The organism is Methanoplanus endosymbiosus, from assembly GCF_024662215.1.
Classification (GTDB): domain Archaea; phylum Halobacteriota; class Methanomicrobia; order Methanomicrobiales; family Methanomicrobiaceae; genus Methanoplanus; species Methanoplanus endosymbiosus.
The window spans coordinates 1,590,689-1,610,914 of sequence record NZ_CP096115.1 but is presented as its reverse complement, the minus strand read 5'-3'; the positions used below and the strand labels follow the sequence as shown (position 1 = coordinate 1,610,914).

Sequence of the window (20,226 nt, the reverse complement as noted above, 5' to 3'; positions counted from 1 at the left end):
TGAGCTCCAATTTATAAAAAAATAATGATATTATTGTGTCCCCAAAATAAGTAACATATTCTTGATAATTTATGAATCCTTATTCTCCCTTTAACCACTCCCAGGCTTCATCAGTCCGGTCATCATGAAAGAACTTCATCTCAATGTGGGAGATTAAAGCGTATGACTTGAATAGCCAGCTCATAAATTCATCCCACTTTCCGTCAAATACGATTGCAGTTTTATCAACAGCCCTGATCTTTGGCCAGCTGACTAAATCATCCCATGCTGCATGGGCTGTCCATCCCCTGAAACCTTCCATTTTGAAGAGAATATTGATCTTCTCATGTTTTTCAATCGCCTCATCCAGAGCAGGAATGAGTATCTCCTTATAGTCCTCATCAGTAAGTTTCCCGTGAATCAGAAAACCCACATTTCTTCCTGAACTTTCCGGCATTTTGGTTATCATAATTGTTTCAGAGTTTATATATCTGTTTTTGACATTTGATTGCTCATATTATGCATTTGAGTAATATTCTGGGATTTCAGATTTCCTGTTTAAAAGTGAATTGAGGATTATTACGGATTTATTCTTCTGAAATTTGTGCAACGCTCTGTTGCATAAATATTTCTGTGATGGTGAACCAACTATAATTTGGTCTGAATATTTTGGATTTCTTCCCCGTCACTTTTCCGGCGCAAAACTTTATTATTGCTTAATTCAGAGATCTGAGTAATTAATCTGATTTCATGGCATTGTATTGACATATGAGCTGAGATTCTCACACCAGGAAGATAAATGATAAAATGTGTAAAATTTGAAAACTTCACCGCTTTTCAGGAGCTGGAGATTGGTCTTTCACCCGGGATTAATGTATTTACCGGCGAAAATAGCACAGGAAAAACCCACATACTAAAAACTGTATATGCTGGTTGTGAGATCTCCAAGAGCAGGAAGGGTTTTGCAGAAAAACTGACTAAAGTCTTCCTTCCCTCAGGTGAGCATACCGGACGCCTTGTGAAAAGATCACCTGGAAGTTCAAATGGTTTTGTAGAAATTCAAAGGGTACTGAATCAGAATAAAAATGCTGTAATACGCCTGAGTATCTCCAATCATACAAAAAGCCCTGAGGGTGCAAAAATTTCCGGTGCGTATAAGACATGGTCTGAGGAACCGATAGAGTCAGTATATATTCCTGTTAAAGATATGATGGCCAATGCTCCGGGATTCCGGTCATTGTACAGCCTGAGGGATATTCACTTTGAAGAAGTCTATGCAGATATCATTGACAGGGCCTTTCTTGGTTCACTTAAAGGCCCTATGGATGCCGGAAGGAAGAAGCTCATGAATATCCTTCAAAAGGCGATTGATGGCCGGGTGGTAATCAAAAATGAAGAGTTTTTCCTGAAAAATAAGCATGGCGAGCTTGAATTTACACTGGTTGCAGAGGGCCTCAGAAAACTGGTACTTCTATGGCTTCTGATACAGAACGGGACACTTACCAGTGGTTCTGTGCTCTGCTGGGATGAACCGGAGGCAAATTTAAATCCAAGGCTTATGAGGACAGTTGTTGAGATTCTTGTTGAACTTCAGAGAATGGGAGTTCAGATACTAATTTCAACCCATGATTATATCATTCTGAAAGAATTTGATCTTCAGAGAATTGAAAACGATAAGATAATCTATCATAGCCTGTTCAGGGACAAAGAGACGAATGAAATCTCCATCTCATCAACTCTGGAATATGAAAAGATCTCTCCCAATGCAATTGATGATACGTTTGCAGATATTATTGACAGGGATATTGCAAGAGAGATGCGGGGCAGTCTTAAATGATATTGCAGGAGGGAAATCTGCAATTTGATTTTAATGGAGTGATTGATGCATTTAAGTTTGATGAAAAAGACAGGTCAAAAGGAACTTTTCATGGATTATCTCACTGCATGAAAGCAGTTGATTTCATCGTTGAAACAGAGAATAAATGTATCATATCCATAATGTGAGGTAATGTGATAATGGATAATAATTTGTACTTATAAATTCAAAATATAGAATACATTATGTCAAATGGTATCTTCAAAGAATTAGAATCCGTAATAACTCCTGATCGGATAGATAATTCTCCGGATAAAGACATAATATATTTGCTCATCTCAGCCTTTGAGGAACTATCTGCAAAATACGATAAATTATATGAAGAGCATCTTCAACTCAGAGATGATTACAATCATCTAATTGGTGAACAGGGTAGGCCGGAAGCCGCAAAAAAAGGAAAAAGAAAAGGGGGTTCTGGCAATAAAAATCATTCTACTGAGGAGGAACGCTCAAAAAAAGAGAAATCAGATCAAAATAATCCAAATAAAGGCAGAGGAAAACGTAATCATAAAATCGAAATCCATGAAGAAAAGATCTGGTACTCTGACAAAAATAAACTTCCGAAAGATGCAGTTTTTAAAGGCTTTTCTGAATTAATCATACAGGACATTGAAATTCGTCCGAGAAATACAAAGTTTTTACTTGAAAAATATTATTCCCCTTCAGAAGGAAGATATCTCTTAACTGATCGACCTCAAGGATATGGTGGAGAATTTGGTCCTGGAATAAAGGCACTTATTATTGAATGCAAAGCAATTTGTGGAATGAGTGAAAATGCAATTAGAGCCTTTTTAAATAACCATGGTATCTTTATAGCCCAATCTACAATCTCAAGGAAATTAACTGAAAAGAATGAGGTTTTAGATAAAGAATCGGAAGATATACTAAAAGAAGGAATAAAGTCCTCCGATTACCTCCAGACAGATACAACTGGAGCTAATGTAAATGGCACTCAATATAATACACATATCTTTTCAAATCATAATTTCACAGCATTTAGAACTTCTCCAAAAAAGGATAGAATTAGCATAGTTAAGCACATTATGGAAGTTTTAGAACCCAAGTACCTATTCAATGAGTTTGCCTTTGAACATTTATCCAATCTTAGAACCGCAAAAAAATGGATCAAAAAACTTAGAGAAAATATTTACAACTCTTGCTTTAGTGAATTTGAATTAGAAAATAGTTTGGTTGAGTTATTTGGTCAAGAAGGATTTAAAACGCTTAAAAAGCGAGTTACTGAGGCTGGATTGATTGCTTATTACAGATCACAGAAAGATTACCCAGTTCCAAAAATTCTTCTTACAGATGATGCACCCCAATACGACAATATCACTGAAGAACACCAGTTATGTTGGGTTCATGAAGCCAGACACTATAAAAAATTAAAACCTAAAACTGCTGTAATGAGAAAAGTCCATGAAGATTTCATGGATCGGTTTTGGGCATTTTACAGAGAGATGAGAGCATATAAAGACAATCCATCTCCAGAGTGGGCATTAAAAATTAGAAAGGACTTTGATGAGTTATTTAACAGCGAGACTGAATATAAAGAGTTGAACCTAAGAATTGAGAAGACACACCGGAATAAAGACTTCTTACTCACATTCTTAGATCACCCTCACGTCCCTCTTCATAATAATGATGCTGAGCTCGGAGCACGAGCACAGGTCAGACATCGTGATATAAGCTTATTTACAAGAAATGAGAAAGGAACAAATGTTGTAGACAGAAATTTAACAATTGTTAAAACTGCTAAGAAGTTGGACATAAATCCCTTTGATCATATAGCCGGTTTGATCATAAATGGTCATAGACAAAAATCACTTGCTGAGATAATAGCATGCAAAAACCAGAAAGCAACCTTGGATGATCTTAAAATAGAGGGTAAAAATTCAGTTGCTGCAAAAGAGGACCTTTCAAATGTACCGGTAGGTCAACACAGATACATTTCATCCAACTTATAAAAATTCATTTTTAACCTATTTCTCCGATTTTGGATATGATACGAATAAATATTATTTTGTTGAGGTTAAAGACTACACCGATGCTTCAGACGGTTATCCTGATAAGAACTGTTATAATCCCCTGATAAAATCACTGACACTGAAATTCAGGGATACATTTCTGTACAGATGGGCTGAGGACAGACTCGATAAACCAATAATATACATCTGCCTCCTTGAACTGGAAAACCCTCTAATTCCAAAAATTATGAAGGACTTAAGGCTGCAGCTTCCAAAAGACGGTCTTCCGGGCAGATGGCGGAAGGTTCCTGTGAATAAGTGTGGCTCCTCGCTGTTTGGTGTGGGTAAAATTTGATCGCTATAATCACCAATTCAGCCACAAACACCATGAATCCAGCATTTAGCTAAAATGATCTATTATAATCCTGCAAAAAAACAAGTCATTTGTTGGAAACCTTTGATAACTACCCACAGGATTTAGCGAGGAGCCATAAGTGTTTTGTTGTCAATGTCGACAGATGGAATAAAAACTTCCCGGACTGGCAGATAACCCGGGTTTAAGCAGTCTGAAAAAAAGTTTTCGGGGTAAATATTATCCATTCAGGATGTCTTTGGCAATCCAGTCGCCTATATCCGATGTCCTCATCGAACCGCCCATGTCCTTTGTAACAGCTCCCTTCTCAATTGAATGGCTGATTGAGGTGATTACTGCGGCAGCGGCTTCTTTTTCTCCTATATGATCAAGCAGAAGCGATCCTGCCCAGACTGTCGCAAGCGGATTGGCGACATTTTTGCCCCTGTACTTCGGTGCAGAGCCGTGAATCGGCTCAAACATTGAAGTACCCTTCGGGTTGATATTCCCTCCCGGAGCAAGGCCAAGTCCTCCCTGTATCATGGCACCGAGATCGGTTATAATATCCCCAAACATATTCGGGGTGACAACGACATCGAACCATTCCGGATTCTTAACAAACCACATGGTGATGGCATCGACAAAGTTGTATTCGGTTGAGACATCCGGATAACTTTTTTTGGTCTCCTCAAAGACCTCACGCCAGAGGCCGTATACATCTGTCAGCACATTTGCCTTGTCAACCGATGTAAGCTTCTTTTCCCTGGTCTGTGCAAGGTCAAAGGCGTATCTCATCACACGCTCTGATCCCTTTCTGCTCAAAACTCCGATCTGGTATGCAAGCTCATCGGCATCGGTCTCAACATCAATGCCAAATCTGACATTGTAGAGGTTTCTTATAACCTCAAGCTCATCCCTCTGCTTTCCGGCCTTTGCCCTTGCACCGATTCCGACATAGAAGTCCTCGGTATTCTCCCTGACAACGACAAAGTCAATGTCCTCAGGGCCTTTATTGGCAAGCGGAGTCGAAACTCCGGGCAGGAGTTTTATCGGCCTTAAGTTCACATACTGGTCAAAGTAAAACCGGATGGCAAGCAGAATTCCCTTCTCCAGAATTCCGGGTTTAACCCTGTCATCACCTATTGATCCGAAGTATATCGACTTAAACTTCGAAAGCTCCTTTAGCTCATCCTCGGTTATCAGTTCTCCGGTCTGAAGATATCTCTCTGCACCGATCTCATAATCTGTCCACTCAATATCAAAGCCAAACTTCTCTCCGGCAGCATCGAGAACTTTCCTGCCCTCTGCAACGATCTCAGGTCCGATTCCGTCACCCGGCATGCAGGCTACTCTGTACACGTCTTCACCTCATCCATCTCTTTTGCATAGTTAACAAGTCCGCCGGCATCAACGATATGTTTCATAAATTCCGGGACCGGCTCAAGTTCATATCTCTTCCCGCCACTCATTACGTATCTGAATTCAGAGTCTATCTCAATCTCAGCACCGTCTGCTATCTCATCCGCCTCAGGACAGATAACAGGCAGAAGTCCGGTATTGATGGAATTCCTGTAAAAGATTCTCGCAAAGGATTTTGCAAGAATCACCTTAACCCCTGCACCCCTCAGTGCAAGAGGTGCATGCTCTCTCGAAGACCCACAGCCGAAATTCCTTGAAGCGACAATTACATCGCCGTCCTTTGCCTCAACTGAGAACTCGTCCCTTGTGCCTTCAAAGGCATGTGATGCAAGCTCCTTCTCGTCATAGATTGTCAGGTACCGCCCCGGAATTATTGCGTCGGTGTCTATGTCACTGCCGAATTTCCACACTCTCATAATTTCAGACCTCCCTTGGGTCGGTTATCACGCCGGTCATTGCACTGGCAGCGGCGGTTGCGGGTGAGCAGAGATATACTCCGGCTTCAGTGCTTCCCTGTCTGCCTCTGAAATTACGGTTGGATGTCGAAAGTGAGACCTCGCCCGGTGCCAGCAGTCCGAAAGCCCCGCCCATGCAGGGGCCACAGCAGGGAGCCTCAACAAGTGCCCCTGCCTCAACAAACTTCTCAACAAGCCCGGCCCTTAAGACTTTCAGGTACTCTTCCTTTGATGCCGGAACTATGATGACTCTTAAGTCATCTGAGAACTTCCCGTCTCCGAGAACCTCTGCCGCCTCGGCAAAGTCCTCAAATCTCCCGTTGGTGCATGATCCGATAAAGACCTGGTCAACCTTCCGTCCGGCAACCTCAGTCACATCCACGACATTGTCCACATTATGCGGCACTGCCACCTTTGGTGCGAGATCGGAGACATCATAATGCCTCACCTCAGCATAAGCGGCATCCTCATCTCCGGTCATCTCAAAGGGTGTAACATCTGCCCTTCCGGAGAGATAATCCCATGTCTTTGCATCCGGAGGAACAATTCCTGCCTTTGCTCCCATCTCGATTGCCATGTTGGCAACTGTCATCCTGCCGGATATGTCCATATCTGACACAGTCCCGCCGTAGAATTCAAGTGCTTTGTGGGTTGCACCATCGGCTCCGATGTCGCCTGCAAGGTTCAGGATCAAATCTTTTGCACCTGTCCTCTTCGGGAATTTACCTTCTATTTCAAGCCTGATGCTCTCCGGGATTTTGAAATACAGTGCACCGAACTTCAGCACAAAGCCCATATCAGTGGAACCTATTCCGGTTGAAAATGCACCGAGTGCCCCGTATGCACAGGTATGGGAATCGCCGCCTACGATTATCTCTCCGGGCCTTGCCCTGCCTTTCTCAGGAACAACCTGATGGCATACTCCCTCTTTTATGTCATAGTTGAAGATGCCCTGCTCCTTTGCAAACTCCCTCATCATGACGTGATTCTTCGCCGCCGCAATCGAGTCCGCCGGGATCTGGTGGTCAAAGAGCATTATGACTTTTTCCGGGTCAAAAACCTTCTCTCCACCCATCTCCTTAAATACATTTATCGCCAGCGGCCCGGTGATGTCATGTATCATCGCACCGTCCACAGGTGCCATAACCATATCTCCGGCTGAATAAACCTTTCCGCATTTATTAGAGAAGATCTTCTCAACATATGTCTGTGTCATACTTATCACTTTGAATTAAGCACAGTGGCAGATCCTCTCTGGAGTGCCACCTTTCCTGTCCGTACCATCTCGTATATCCCGTATGGCTTCAGGAGTTCTTCTATTGCATCTATCTTGCCGGAATCTCCGGTGATCTCAAGCACAATTGTTTTTGACCCGACATCGATCACCTTTGCCCGGAATATGCCTGCAATCTGCATAACTTCTGATCTCATGTCTCCCGGTTCTGCATTCACCTTTATAAGTGCAAGCTCCCTCTCCACATGCTTCCTTTCAGTGATGTCAGTCACCTTGATGACCTCGATCAGCTTATTGAGCTGTTTTTTTACCTGCTCAATCTGTGCCTCGTCACCACAGGCAACAATTGTCATTCTGCTGATGTCTGGGGATTCGCACCTGCCGACAACGAGGCTCTCGATATTATATCCCCTTCTGGAGAAGAGTCCGGATACCCTTGCAAGGACACCGGACTGGTTCTCAACAAGAACGCTCAATATCTGCTTCTTCATCTTTTGGCCTCCTCTTTGTCAGGAATATGGCATCCGATCATATCGCTTATCGCCGCACCTGCCGGAACCATAGGAAATACATTCTCCTCCCTTTCGATCCTGAAGTCAATGAGGAACGGCCCGTCTGTTTCCATGGCCTTTTTCAGTGCCGCTTCAACATCATCCTTATCCTCTACCTTAAGACCGGGAATGCCATATGCAGCCGCTATTCCGACAAAGTCAACCTGGGGCAGTTCGGTGTAGGAATACCGTCTCTCATAGAACAACTCCTGCCACTGTCTGACCATGCCGAGGTACATATTATTCAGTATGAGTATTTTTACAGGGACATTGTACTGTGATACCGTCCCAAGCTCCTGTATATTCATCTGGAAACTGCCGTCTCCGGCTATTAACACAACGGTCTCGTCTGGCTTTGCAAACTGTGCGCCGATGGCTGCCGGAAATCCGTATCCCATTGTTCCAAGGCCGCCTGAGCTTATCCACTGCCGGGGCGACTTAAAACCATAATACTGTGCAGCCCACATCTGGTTCTGGCCGACCTCAGATACTATAATCCCCTCACCTTCCAGAATTCCGGAGAGCTGCTCTATGATGTACTGCGGATGAAGCTCTTTATCATCCCTGTATTTCATCATATGGTTCTCTCTCCAGTTCTCTATCTTTACAAGCCAGGGGTCCTTCTTTTTGATATCAAGGGTCTCTGAAAGGTTTATCATCTCCCTCAGGACTTCACCTGCATCGCCGACAATCGGAACATCCACAGCTTTATTCTTGCCAATCTCAGCTGGATCAACGTCAATGTGGATCACCTTTGCATTGGGGGCAAAGAGTTCTATTTTTCCTGTAACCCTGTCATCAAACCTTGCACCGACTGCGATGAGCAGATCACACTCCGTAACTGCATAATTGGCAGCTTCTGTCCCGTGCATGCCGAGCATTCCGAGGTTTAGCGGATGGTGTGCCGGGATTGCTCCAAGGCCCATCATCGTTGTCGTAACCGGGAGATCGAGCATCTCTGCAAGCTGTATGAGCTCAGCTGAGGAGTCGGATGCTATTACTCCGCCTCCTGCATAGACTATCGGCCTTTTTGCCTCTGCGATGAGTTTTATCGCACTCTTGATCTGCTTTGGGTGACCCCTGAATGTAGGTTTATAACCTCTCAGGTTAATCTCAGTCTTCAGGTTTTCACTCTCATCCACCTGTCCGGTCTGGACATCCTTTGGAAGGTCAATGAGCACAGGGCCTTTACGGCCGGTTCCGGCGATGAAGAAGGCTTCCCTAACAATTCTCCGGATATTTCCTGCATCGTTTACGAGATAATTGTGCTTCGTAACCGGCATTGTGATTCCGGTGATGTCAGACTCCTGGAAGGCATCGTTTCCAAGCATGCCTGTCGGAACCTGGCCTGTAAGTGCAATGACGGGCACAGAATCCATATTTGCAGTTGCAATTCCGGATATGAGGTTGCATGCACCCGGCCCTGATGTCGCAAGGCAGACTCCGGTTTTACCGGAGGCTCTTGCATAACCGTCTGCTGCATGTACTGCCGCCTGTTCGTGCCTTACAAGAATATGCTTTATGCCTGAGTCATATAGGACATCATAGATTGGGAGGACTGATCCTCCGGGATATCCAAATATTATATCTGTCCCCTCATCTTTCAGGCTTTCAATCAGTATCTGTGCTCCTGTCTTCATTTTCTCTCCTGAGAAGTCTGTTCATCCCCGAAAGGACTGCTTCAACACTTGCTTCTATTATATCTGTTCTTGCACCACGGGATGTTATTACTCTTCCGTTCCTGCTGAGTTTGACTGTCACATCCACGACAGCATCAGTGCCGCCTGTTATGGCATCCACATGATAATCCTCAAGCGTTATCTCTCCTCCGACACTGACTGACTGCTGAAGTACTTTCAGTGCGGCATCGACAGGGCCTGTACCTGTTGCAGCGCCTGTAACCTCTTCGCCGTGTACAGACATTGTCACCGAGGCGGTTGGTATGACTGTGTTTCCGCTTACAACGGTAAACTGCTTCATACTCAGAACCGGTCTGCACTCAAGGAGCATCACTGCATCTGCTATTGCCATAACATCAGCATCGCTCACTTTTATGCCGGAATCTCCAAGCTCCTTAATCCGTTTTACGATCTCTGCAAGCTGCTTCTCATTCGGTTTATAACCAAGTTCGGTGAGGGCCGCCTTAACGGATGCCGAGCCGGAATGCTTGCCTAAAACGATTCTCCTTGTCCTGCCGACAGTTTCGGGCCGCATTGGTTCATATGTCCCGGAGTCCTTCATAAGGCCGTGGGCATGGATTCCGCTCTCGTGCGTAAATGCCATTGCACCCACTATCGGCTTGTTTGTCGCAAGAGGCACTCTTGTAAGCCTTGATACGAGCGTTGAAAGCCTGTACAGCTTTTCCGTCTGGATTCCGGTGTGGAAATCATAGAGCTTCTCAAGTGACATTACCAGCTCTTCAAAGGAGGTGTTGCCAGCCCTCTCACCAAGCCCGTTCACTGTCACATGGGCGCATGATGCGCCGGCTTTTAGTGCCTCAACCGTATTTGAAAGTGCAAATCCGAGGTCATTGTGGCAGTGTATAGAGAGGGGTGCGAAGCAAAGCTCCGGTATGTAATCCCTCACCCTCTCAGGTGTCATAAGCCCCACTGTATCACAGAAGCATAACCTGTCTGCCCCGTGCTCAGTTCCGGCTTTAAATAGCCCCCTTAAGAACTCCTGATCAGCCCTCGAAGCGTCCTCGCCGGAGAGTTCGACTATAAGCCCTCTCTCTTTGGCATATTCAGTCGTCTCCATTGCCATTGCAAAGACTTCATCACGGGTCTTGCCCATCTTCTTTTCAATGTGCAGGTCAGAGACCGGAACGACAAGGTGTACCGAGTCTGCACCACTTTCTACTGCCAGGTCTACATCTCCGGTGCGTGCTCTTGAATATGTGCAGCATTCCGCAGAGAGACCAGCCTCTGATATCAGTTTTATTGCTTCCCTTTCACCTTCGGATGCTATGGCAGAACCTGCTTCAATTACATTTACGCCTATGTCAGAGAGTGCAGTGGCAATTTCAAGCTTCTGTTCAGGAGTCAGCGAAACTCCCGGTGTCTGTTCCCCGTCTCTCAGGGTTGTGTCCAAAAATCTTATCTCTTTGTTATCGAAAAATAAAGTAATCACTCATAGGTTTTCACTCCCACTTATGATGGTGTTTATTCTGGTATTTAAATGTTGTCTGGATCCAGTATTTTTTGCACCAAATCATATGGTGTGTGTGGTGCGCCTGCACCAAATATGTGGTTGGCTCTGGTGTCCTGCACCGGAATCCGGCAAAGATTTATAATCTATTAGTGCGTTTTAATTTGTATGTCTCAGAATGATATCGGGACCGGGAAAGTCACTGCACAAGTGGCAGATCGCTTTCTTATTCGGTACTAAATTTGCGAACAGGAAAGTGTCAGTTTTTGATACGACACTCAGGGATGGAGAACAGACTCCCGGAGTTTCATTTACGATTGATCAGAAGATAGAGATCGCCCGCCGTCTCTCCGATATTGGTGCTGCAATGATCGAAGCAGGTTTTCCGGCTTCGTCTGATGCGGAATTTGACAATGTCAGACGGATTGTCCGGGCAGATACGGGAGCTCCTGTATGTGGCCTTGCAAGATCTGTAAAAGGTGATGTTGACCGGTGTGTTGAAGCCGGAGTTGACATGGTGCATGTATTCATTCCTACTTCGGAGATCCAGAGAATTCATACTATTAAGAAGACACACCCTGAGGTTGTGAAAATAACTGACGATATAGTCCGTTATGCCGCCTCAAAGTGTGATCGTGTTATGTTCTCTGCAATGGATGCCACAAGAACGGGTATTGAGGATCTTATCGAGGTTTATTCCACTGCATCCGCTGCGGGTGCTGAGATCGTAAATGTTCCGGATACAGTCGGGATTTTCACCCCTACTGCGATGAGGGATATGGTCTCTGAGGTGAGAAAGCATGTTGACTGCAGAATTGATGTCCACTGCCACAATGACTTCGGACTTGCGGTTGCAAATACCATATCTGCGGTTGAGGCCGGTGCTGATCAGGTCCAGGTGACTGTGAACGGAATCGGTGAACGTGCCGGAAATGCTGACATATCTCAGACTGTGATGATCATGGAGGCAATTTACGGAATTAACACCGGAATTGTGACCGAAAAACTGGTTGAAATCTCAAGGCTTGTATCGCGGTTTTCAGGAATCGCCGTACCGCCGGTACAGCCGGTTGTGGGTGATAATGCCTTCTCGCATGAAAGCGGCATACACTCCCACGGTGTGCTCTCAAATCCGGGAACTTTCGAGCCCGGTATTATGACTCCGGAGATGGTCGGCCACAGGAGGAGATTAAAACTCGGCAAACATGCAGGCAGCCATGCCGTAAGGCAGATGCTCTCCGACGCAGGCATAAATCCGGATGACAAAGAACTCGATGAGATTATCCGGCTCATGAAGGAGATCTCCGGCAGGGGTAAGAAGGTCACTGATAATGACCTCTTCCAGATTGCCGATACGGTTATGGAGTCCGGTGTGTCTGAAAAGGCGATTGAGATCGATGACATCTCGATATTCACCGGAATTCATGCGATTCCGACTGCAAGCGTCAGGGCGATTGTCTATGGTAGGGAGAAGGTCTGCTCAAGCACAGGCGATGGCCCTGTTGATGCTGCCATGAATGCATTAATGGGCATCATCCCAAAGCCGGTTGAGCTGAAATCTTATCAGGTTGAGGCGATCTCAGGTGGTACAGATGCAATCGGTTGTGTCACAATTGCGGTTGAGGACAGCCGTGGAAGGGTGTTTGACTCATCTGGCACAAACAGTGATATCGTCCTGGCCTCGGTTGAGGCGATGGTGAATGCACTTAATCTCGTCTATCGTGCAAACAGGGACCGGGATTAGCAGAATCTGTGAATATACTGAAATAATTGAGTAATCCGGGAGAGCGGGATAACTTTTCCGGATAATTCTGCGGGCAGAATATTTATTCTGACAATACCCGTTTTAATGGCAAAAGAATAAATCATAACGGGAATAATTCAGAACTCAGGAAGTAAATCTATGATAAAGAAGTATTATGAATCCGATGCAGACCTGAAGACACTTTCAGGTAAAAAAATTGCAGTAATTGGATATGGATCACAGGGAAGGGGACAGGCACTTAATCTTCGCGACAGTGGCCTTGACGTAATTATCGGAATCAGACCGGGTAAGAGCAGAATGCAGGCTGAAGAAGACGGTCTTGAGGTATATGATGTCTCTGAGGCGGCAAAAGCTGCACAGGTCGTAATGATTCTTCTCCCTGATGAAACTCAGGCAGATGTCTATGATGCTGAGATTAAGCCATATCTTGAAGAGAACGACTGCCTGATGTTCTCACACGGTTTCAATATCCACTATGGGCAGATCATTCCGCCTGAGAACGTGGATGTTGTCATGGTTGCACCCAAAGGTCCGGGGCACATGGTCAGAAGAGTATATGAGGAAGGTATGGGAGTTCCTGCACTCATTGCAATTCATCAGAATTCATCCGGAAATGCAAAGGAGATCTCACTTGCCTATGCAAAGGGAATCGGTGCAACAAGAGCGGTTGTTCTTGAAACTACATTCAGAGAGGAGACTGAGACTGATCTCTTCGGTGAGCAGGCAGTGCTCTGCGGTGGTGCAACTTCCCTTATTAAGGCAGGCTTTGAGACTCTTGTCGCAGCCGGATATGCTCCTGAGATGGCATACCTTGAGGTTCTTCATGAACTTAAGTTGATTGTGGACTTAATCTATGAGGGCGGATTTACAAAGATGCGTGATTCCATCTCCAATACAGCCCAGTTTGGCGATCTTACAAGAGGGCCAAGGGTCATCGGGCCGGAGACGTATGCCGCAATGGAGGATGTCCTGACCGAAATCCAGACCGGAGAGTTTGCTAAGGAGTGGATTTTGGAAAACAGGGTCAGAAGGCCGGTATTCAATGCACTGACAAAAGCGGATGAAGAACATTTAATAGAGGTTGTCGGTGCCGAGATACGTGGCATGATGCCTCAGTTCCAGAAGAAAGAAGAATGTGATGAGGAGTAATTCCTCCCATCAATATCACTATAATCCTAATTTAAATTCAGATTGAATTCCAGTTATATTCCAATTCAAACCCTGATTTTCATCTTTTTTTATAAAATTGTTTTTTTATTCAACAAAAATGCGATAAAATATTGCAGATTAGACTTAATACTGGATTGATTCTATGAAATGCACTTTCACCCTGATAAAAGAAAATATTACAGAAGAAGCTGAGTTTGAGGGGGATACTCCACTTTCCGATCTCATGCTGGCCTGCGGAATAATTCCGGACACTGTAATTATTGAGCTTAACGGCAGAATAATTCCGGAGGACGAATTAGCAGAGGAAGCCGGTTATGATATTATAACCACTGCTTCCCGGGGATAAGGGATTGATGTATTATCTCTTTTTTAGAGGATATCTGAGCAAAATACTGGGATTCTTGGGTCAGTGGATCCTGATTAAACAGGAGTTATGCAGGCAGAATTTGAGTGAGTTATGCCGGTCTGATGAAATGGCTTATATGGCTACAGGACAGATTTGGTACATATGTGTTTGTCCTGACCATTAGGGTGGTTTGGATAGTCACTTACAAAAAGTATATCTAAGTGGGTAGCATGGAAGAAGAAAAGAAACTGATCAATGTCAGGAACAACAAGGAGTATCACTGCCCTGTAGAAGCTGCCCTTGATGTTATCGGTGGCAAATGGAAACCTCTGATCCTCTGGCAGTTAAAAGAGACTGAGGTCATACGCTATAACAGGCTACAGCAGAACCTCCACGGAGTTTCTCCGAGAATGCTGACAAAACAACTGAGAGAACTTGAAGAGGACGGTCTGGTAAACCGGAAGATGTACCCGGAAATTCCTCCAAAAGTTGAATATTCACTGACAGAATTTGGAAAGACCGTCTCTCCTATAATAGAGGCACTCTGCGACTGGGGAGCTGAATACCTCGAAAGGCAGTGTACTCTGAATAAGAAAGAATAAGTGATTAAAATGCGGCATCAGTCCGGGGGCATATGTCCCGGATGTAAATATTAAATAATTGCTTTTTACAGGTCTTTCCTGCTTCATTAACACTTTTATTTATCTGTGTTATGTCTGAATATGCTATTGCTTAAATGTCTTTTAAACCTGAAGGGATATTAATTTCCTGCATTTATTATTCTTCATTTGTCTTTTTATTTCATTCAGCACATTAGTGTAAATGCCGGGTTTAACTTTCGGAATGATAAAATAACGGATGGATAAATTGATGTGCTTCATCCGGAATTACATATCTATTATCTGCTCATAATGGCGAAAAAGGAGGGCCTGCTTTTTTAAGAGCAGGATCACAGGATTTTTAGCTGTCCTGTAGGGGGTAGAGCTGCTGAAGCATCTCACCGGCATTGACTGCCGGTTCTAATGGTGTTGCCGGGTAAGCAAGGCCGTTTTCTTTGAGTGCCTTTAGACCTTCTACTATACGCTCCAGTCTGTCTGGGGGTATGGTGAGGATAAGCTCTTCTTTTCCGGCAAGTCCAAAGTTCCTCTCACCTAAACAGGGCAGGGAAAGGGACGGTTTTTTTGTAGCAGCAGAGCGGGGCAGAGCATCGGCACAGGAGCCTTCTCCAATGAAGCAGGACTCAATAAGTTCATATTTGTGGTACTGCAGGCCGTTTAGAATAAACGTCATCTGTTCACCATCTGCGTAGATCATGATATAATCAGGTTCAAATTTCTCCTCTTCAAGAGGACTCATTACCAGTGCCTCAATTGGAGTGGGTGCCGGATAAATTTTCATCTGTTCCATAGCAGTGTCATAGTCTTTAAACCAGAAACCTGCAAAGCCTTTAGCTTCGCTGTCAAGTTCTTTCTCATCTGCCGGTGCAAGTCCCTGAATTCTTACGCAACGGTACTTCAGCTGAGTCTTGTCGGCATATGCTTCAAAATCCTCTTTGGTTACTCCGATGGTCTTTCCCTGTTTTCTTACAAGGTATGGGAGCTGACAGTAGAGAAATCCTTTATGTGGTTTTTCTATGCCGGGAATGTCCATGTAACCGTCTTTTTTTGCCATTCTTTTGCAGGCGATGATGCCTGAATCCAGCTTTACAAGTTCATTTAGTTCTTCTACAAGTTCTTTCCAGTTTGTCATGCTTACTCACCTTAGTGTATATTAGCATATGTCGGTTAGTGCATAAATAGTTCATACTGACATTTTTAACATATACTAACAAAATGTATAGTTTAATAAGATTATGCAATCCGGATTTAAAACTTTTAATCTGTAAAAACAAGGCAGTATGTACAAAAACTACTCCTGTCAGGTCAGAGTATTCTCCGGACATTATTCCAGAAAACTGCTGTATGAATGTCAGCCTGTGTGACTTTCAATGGAGGATAAGCCAAATGTCAGTAATTTTATCCTCCAAAATATCGTTAGAATCTGTTAATACTGTCTGATGCATCCGGCGCCTTCTTGGGATGTGTTTAAAGTTACTCTGAATTTCGTGGCACATCATTTAAGGAAAATAAAACAGATATTAATTTAGCTACTCTAACTGCTTTGGGGGCCCTGTTAACTCCGGCAACTCTGACAATTCTGGTATCTAAAAGGCTGTGGAAATATGAAAATTGAATCAATAAGGCTGAAGAACTTCAAGGCATTTCAGGATGCTGAGATGACTGATATTCCGGATTTCTGTATAATAGTCGGAGCTAACGGAAGCGGCAAAAGCACAATATTCAGCGTATTTAAATTTTTAAAAGATGCACTCTCAGGCAATGTAAACTCAGCACTTGTAAAACTTGGAGGCAGCAGAGGATTTGAAGAAGTCCGCAGCAGAAATTCCAAAGGCCCGATAGAGATCGAAATAAAATTCAGGGAATCTTCTGAAAAACCACTGATAACATATTTTCTCCGGATAAATGAGCGAAAAGGTCGGGCATATGTTGAAAATAAGATATTAAAATACCACCGTGGCAGCAGAGGAAAACCCCTGAGCATTCTTGAATTTGCAGATGGTAAGGGGTACGCAGTAACAGAAATTTCTGATGATGCACAGGATAAAGTACTGAGTGAGACATCAGACATAAGTAAACTCCAGAGAGAAGAACAGAACTTAAAATCCAATGATATTCTGGCGATAAAGGGCCTCACACAGTTTGAAAAATTCCCGGCAGTGGTCTCACTTGGCAATTTTATTGAAAACTGGCATACATCCGATTTTCATATAAACAGGGCACGCCCAGAACAGGAAGCCGGATATGCGGAACATCTCTTAACTGAAGGTGAAAATCTCTCGATTGTAATACAGTATCTGCACAGGGAATATCCTGAGACATTTGGGATAATTATTGAACTGCTAAAGGACCGGGTCCCCGGCATAACAGATGTAGAATCAAAGACAACGGAAGAGGGGCGTGTCCTTCTGAAGTTTCAGGACGGATCTTTTGAAGATCCATTCCTTGCCCGTTATGTCTCTGACGGAACAATAAAGATGCTGGCATATCTCGTTCTCCTTTATGATCCAAATCCACACCCCCTCTTATGTGTTGAAGAACCAGAAAACCAGCTCTACCCTAAACTCCTGTGGGAACTTGCCGAAGAATTCAGGGACTATGCAAATCGCGGCGGGCAGGTGTTTGTATCTACCCACTCCCCCGACTTCCTCAATGCCGCCCTCCCTGATGAAGTGTACTGGCTTGAAAAATCAGATGGCTATACGAAAATAAAACGGGCAAAAGATGATGAACAGATAGCTGCCTACATGGAAGAAGGCGATCAGATGGGGTCTCTCTGGAGAGAGGGCTTTTTTGGTGAGATCTGAATATGATCACAACTCTTGTCTTCTTTCTCGAATAGCCATCAGCAAAAGAGATGCTTAAGGGGCTTCTTCCTTCAATGATTCCGGAATATATTCAGGTACGCTATGTGATATTTCAGGGGAAACAGGATTTAGAGAAACAGATTGTAAAAAAACTCAGAGGCTGGAGAACTCCCGATACTTTTTTTGTAATTCTAAGGGACCAGGACAATGGTAACTGTATAGAGATCAGGGAAAATCTCATGAACAAATGCAGGGAAGCACACAGGGATAATACAATGGTGCGGATTGCGTGCACCGAACTTGAATCATTTTATCTTGGTGATTTAAGAGCGGTCGAAGATGGATTTGACATTCCCGGTATCGCTGAAAAGCAGAGCTTAAAAAAATTTCAGAGTCCGGACAGCATAAAAAAACCCTCAGAAGAACTCAGAAATATTACGAATGGATAATATCAGAAGATCAGTGGTTCAAGAGCAATAGGTAAATATCTGAAGACTGACGGTTCAAATCTTTCTTACAGTTTCAACGTTCTCACCGGAGGAATTGAAAGCATATTCAGTTAAAATGCTCCTGTTTTTAAAAATCCATATTATTTCAGGATAAGAATATTCTAATTTAAGTGCTTCCGGCACAATTGTCTCATCAGTGCTGAGATAATTTGCTGCCCGGAAGTGCAGTCCGTTAAATGAATAATCTGTAGTTTATTCTTTAAAACTCCATCCTTTCAGATCATTCACTTATGGAGGTTAGGTAAGACCGGAATCGGAGCCGAACCTAATCAAGGCTATATCTCTGTCTGAGCTTATCGGCCCATGGTTCATACCTGCTGTCAAGCTCAACAGCTTTTCTCAGGCACTCAACACTTTCGTTAAATCTCTTAAGATTGCCGAGAGCCTCAGCTTTTCCACAGTATGCCATAGGGAATTCAGAATCGATCTCTATTGCTTTATTGTAATATTCAATTGCCTGTTCGTCTCCAAATGGTGTTGCAGTACTGTGCATGCCCTTAATTGTCCACTCAAACGGATTTTCCGGATTGGTGAGATACTTCTCCGGGTTCTCTCTGAATTCCTCCATCCATTTCAGGTGGGTTTCGTTGTCAATACAGATCTGAGTCCCGCCCGGAAAAACAACTGAACTGTCAGATAATTCAGTGCAGCCCGGAATTATGACAACTGCGACAAGCACAATCAGGACGGGGATTATTTTAGGCAGTGCTGCCGGAGCAGTTTCCTGTTCAATACCCAAAAGAAGATCCTGTATTTTTTTCAGCAGTGATCTGAAGGGATATTTAATCATAAAAGCCGTATTTACGCCCCATCTTCTCAAAATACTTCTGGTGGTAGTCCTCAGCCTTCCAGAAATCACCAAGTGGCAGAACTTCGGTCACAACAGGACTCTCAAAGGCTTTCTTCTCCTCAAGTTCCTTTATGTAATTCAAAGCCTCCTTCTTCTGCTCATCATTCCGGTAAAATATAGCAGACCTGTACTGATCACCAACGTCCGGCCCCTGCCTGTTGAGCGTTGTCGGGTCATGTACTGAAAAAAATATCTCTAACAGTTCCCTGTATGAGATAATATCATTATCAAATGCAATCTGCACAGCTTCAGCATGACCTGTATTTCCGGTGCAGACCATTGTGTAATCCGGATCTTTGGTCTCACCGCCGGTATATCCTACTCTTGTCACAAGGATGCCTTCTTTTCTCTGAAATGCCGCTTCAACCCCCCAGAAGCACCCTGCTGCAAATGTGGCATTATCCTTAACCATAAAAACTGCTTTGACCTGAACAGAAAAAAGTCTGCCGCTATTCTTTTGTTATAAATATCTGAAGTTTAAAATTTAAAAAAAAGGCTGAATGGAATCTTAGAATTGCTGACAACTCTCATTTTCCGGATGTTACTTAACTCCCAGCCACTGTTTGTATGTTATTTAGGAGGTTTTGATTGATATTTTCAGTAATTCAATAATTCCTCCTGATTCTCATCATCTGATAATACCGGGTACGGGTTTGTAACAGTTATCATGACATGGTCTGAATAAATGGCCCTGCCTGTCTCTGTATCCTCTGCTACACATCCTACAAACATAGATTCTGAGTCGCCGGCAATACTTAATTCAACTTTGAGTACTGCGGTTCCATAATCGTCTGTATCTGTCTCTCCGATATAATGGTCAACACCCAGTCCGGAAACCATGATGTTCTGGTAGAAGTAGACCGTTTTGTCTGCAACAGGATTTCCTGCTTCATCAGTCAGTACCGAAACAAAGTAGGTCTCATCACCGCTGTTTATGTTCTTATCCTTTGCAAAGATGTCAATATTGATACTATTTTCATCTGTATTTTTTTGTGTGCTGTCTGCCTGTGCACTTACAGGGCCGCAAACTGCCATAGTCAGGCACATTGTCAGCATGACTGCAACTGCTTTAAATATATTCTTCATTATATTCACCATTTTGTTGCAAAGCCTATTTTCCATGTAAAATCTGATGAAAGGAGGTTTCACAGGTCGGTTAGATCTAAATCAGCTTTTTGTGTA

Annotated in this window: 21 protein-coding genes; 9 read left to right on the top strand and 12 right to left on the bottom strand. The window is 43.8% G+C overall.

Annotated features, from left to right (window positions below):
- Positions 1-79 precede the first annotated feature (79 nt).
- Positions 80-448, bottom strand: a complete 369-nt coding sequence (locus tag L6E24_RS07065) for a SpoIIAA family protein (protein ID WP_257741291.1) — start codon at positions 446-448, stop codon at positions 80-82.
- Between the two features lie 330 nt (positions 449-778).
- Between L6E24_RS07065 and L6E24_RS07060 the strand changes: the two genes are divergently transcribed.
- Genes L6E24_RS07060 through L6E24_RS07050 form a run of 3 tightly spaced genes read left to right on the top strand, consistent with a single transcriptional unit; the run spans position 779 to position 3,822 of the window.
- The gene (locus L6E24_RS07060; RefSeq protein ID WP_257741290.1) at positions 779-1,816 is read left to right on the top strand and encodes an AAA family ATPase; all 1,038 of its coding nucleotides are present in this window, start codon (positions 779-781) and stop codon (positions 1,814-1,816) included.
- The gene (locus L6E24_RS07055; protein ID WP_257741289.1) at positions 1,813-1,983 is read left to right on the top strand and encodes a hypothetical protein; all 171 of its coding nucleotides are present in this window, start codon (positions 1,813-1,815) and stop codon (positions 1,981-1,983) included. Before L6E24_RS07060 ends, L6E24_RS07055 begins: the two co-directional genes overlap by 4 nt.
- A 57-nt stretch (positions 1,984-2,040) precedes the next feature.
- Complete coding sequence (locus L6E24_RS07050) at positions 2,041-3,822, top strand: IS66 family transposase (protein ID WP_257741288.1); 1,782 nt, start codon at positions 2,041-2,043, stop codon at positions 3,820-3,822.
- A 592-nt stretch (positions 3,823-4,414) separates the two neighbouring features.
- Here the strand turns inward: L6E24_RS07050 and L6E24_RS07045 are convergent.
- The 6 genes from L6E24_RS07045 to L6E24_RS07020 are packed head-to-tail and all read right to left on the bottom strand — an operon-like array spanning position 4,415 to position 10,962.
- Positions 4,415-5,533, bottom strand: a complete 1,119-nt coding sequence (locus L6E24_RS07045) for an isocitrate/isopropylmalate dehydrogenase family protein (RefSeq protein WP_257741287.1) — start codon at positions 5,531-5,533, stop codon at positions 4,415-4,417.
- On the bottom strand, positions 5,521-6,009 hold the full coding sequence (locus tag L6E24_RS07040) for a 3-isopropylmalate dehydratase small subunit (protein WP_257741286.1): 489 nt from the start codon (positions 6,007-6,009) through the stop codon (positions 5,521-5,523). The genes L6E24_RS07045 and L6E24_RS07040 overlap by 13 nt, the downstream gene beginning before the upstream one ends.
- Positions 6,010-6,013: 4 nt before the next feature.
- Positions 6,014-7,264 carry a 3-isopropylmalate dehydratase large subunit gene (locus L6E24_RS07035; protein WP_257741285.1) on the bottom strand — a complete coding sequence of 417 codons (1,251 nt, stop codon included), beginning with the start codon at positions 7,262-7,264 and terminating at the stop codon, positions 6,014-6,016.
- 5 nt (positions 7,265-7,269) lie between these two features.
- The gene (gene ilvN / locus L6E24_RS07030) at positions 7,270-7,773 is read right to left on the bottom strand and encodes an acetolactate synthase small subunit (protein WP_257741284.1); all 504 of its coding nucleotides are present in this window, start codon (positions 7,771-7,773) and stop codon (positions 7,270-7,272) included.
- Complete coding sequence (gene ilvB / locus L6E24_RS07025) at positions 7,770-9,473, bottom strand: biosynthetic-type acetolactate synthase large subunit (protein WP_257741283.1); 1,704 nt, start codon at positions 9,471-9,473, stop codon at positions 7,770-7,772. The genes ilvN and ilvB overlap by 4 nt, the downstream gene beginning before the upstream one ends.
- Positions 9,445-10,962 (bottom strand): 2-isopropylmalate synthase, encoded by a 1,518-nt coding sequence (locus L6E24_RS07020; protein WP_257741282.1) that lies wholly within the window; start codon positions 10,960-10,962, stop codon positions 9,445-9,447. The genes ilvB and L6E24_RS07020 overlap by 29 nt, the downstream gene beginning before the upstream one ends.
- Positions 10,963-11,236: 274 nt before the next feature.
- Between L6E24_RS07020 and L6E24_RS07015 the strand changes: the two genes are divergently transcribed.
- From L6E24_RS07015 to L6E24_RS07000, 4 genes are all read left to right on the top strand, one after another.
- A complete protein-coding gene (locus L6E24_RS07015; RefSeq protein ID WP_257741281.1) occupies positions 11,237-12,724 on the top strand; it encodes a 2-isopropylmalate synthase in 1,488 nt (495 codons plus the stop codon).
- Between the two features lie 159 nt (positions 12,725-12,883).
- A complete protein-coding gene (ilvC, locus tag L6E24_RS07010) occupies positions 12,884-13,894 on the top strand; it encodes a ketol-acid reductoisomerase (protein ID WP_308219110.1) in 1,011 nt (336 codons plus the stop codon).
- 163 nt (positions 13,895-14,057) lie between these two features.
- The gene (locus L6E24_RS07005; RefSeq protein WP_257741280.1) at positions 14,058-14,261 is read left to right on the top strand and encodes a ubiquitin family protein; all 204 of its coding nucleotides are present in this window, start codon (positions 14,058-14,060) and stop codon (positions 14,259-14,261) included.
- Between the two features lie 230 nt (positions 14,262-14,491).
- Positions 14,492-14,863 (top strand): winged helix-turn-helix transcriptional regulator, encoded by a 372-nt coding sequence (locus L6E24_RS07000; RefSeq protein WP_257741279.1) that lies wholly within the window; start codon positions 14,492-14,494, stop codon positions 14,861-14,863.
- A gap of 358 nt (positions 14,864-15,221) precedes the next feature.
- Here L6E24_RS07000 and L6E24_RS06995 read toward each other — a convergent pair whose 3' ends face one another.
- Positions 15,222-16,010: a DUF169 domain-containing protein gene (locus L6E24_RS06995; protein WP_257741278.1), complete on the bottom strand. Its 789-nt coding sequence runs from the start codon at positions 16,008-16,010 to the stop codon at positions 15,222-15,224.
- A gap of 472 nt (positions 16,011-16,482) precedes the next feature.
- On the opposite strand from L6E24_RS06995, the gene L6E24_RS06990 reads away from it, so the two are divergent.
- Together L6E24_RS06990 and L6E24_RS06985 are read left to right on the top strand one after the other, a co-directional pair.
- Positions 16,483-17,685 carry an AAA family ATPase gene (locus tag L6E24_RS06990; RefSeq protein WP_257741277.1) on the top strand — a complete coding sequence of 401 codons (1,203 nt, stop codon included), beginning with the start codon at positions 16,483-16,485 and terminating at the stop codon, positions 17,683-17,685.
- 50 nt (positions 17,686-17,735) lie between these two features.
- A complete protein-coding gene (locus L6E24_RS06985; protein WP_257741276.1) occupies positions 17,736-18,134 on the top strand; it encodes a DUF4276 family protein in 399 nt (132 codons plus the stop codon).
- 54 nt (positions 18,135-18,188) lie between these two features.
- On the opposite strand, the gene L6E24_RS06980 is transcribed toward L6E24_RS06985, so the two are convergent.
- The 4 genes from L6E24_RS06980 to L6E24_RS06965 form a co-directional block, all read right to left on the bottom strand.
- On the bottom strand, positions 18,189-18,317 hold the full coding sequence (locus L6E24_RS06980; protein WP_257741275.1) for a hypothetical protein: 129 nt from the start codon (positions 18,315-18,317) through the stop codon (positions 18,189-18,191).
- 142 nt (positions 18,318-18,459) lie between these two features.
- Positions 18,460-18,933 (bottom strand): tetratricopeptide repeat protein, encoded by a 474-nt coding sequence (locus tag L6E24_RS06975; RefSeq protein ID WP_257741274.1) that lies wholly within the window; start codon positions 18,931-18,933, stop codon positions 18,460-18,462.
- Positions 18,934-18,976: 43 nt separating this feature from the next.
- Positions 18,977-19,456, bottom strand: coding sequence for a peptide-methionine (S)-S-oxide reductase MsrA (msrA, locus tag L6E24_RS06970; protein WP_257741273.1), 480 nt, complete (start codon positions 19,454-19,456; stop codon positions 18,977-18,979).
- A 185-nt stretch (positions 19,457-19,641) separates the two neighbouring features.
- Positions 19,642-20,130, bottom strand: coding sequence for a hypothetical protein (locus L6E24_RS06965; protein WP_257741272.1), 489 nt, complete (start codon positions 20,128-20,130; stop codon positions 19,642-19,644).
- Between the last annotated feature and the right edge of the window lie 96 nt (positions 20,131-20,226).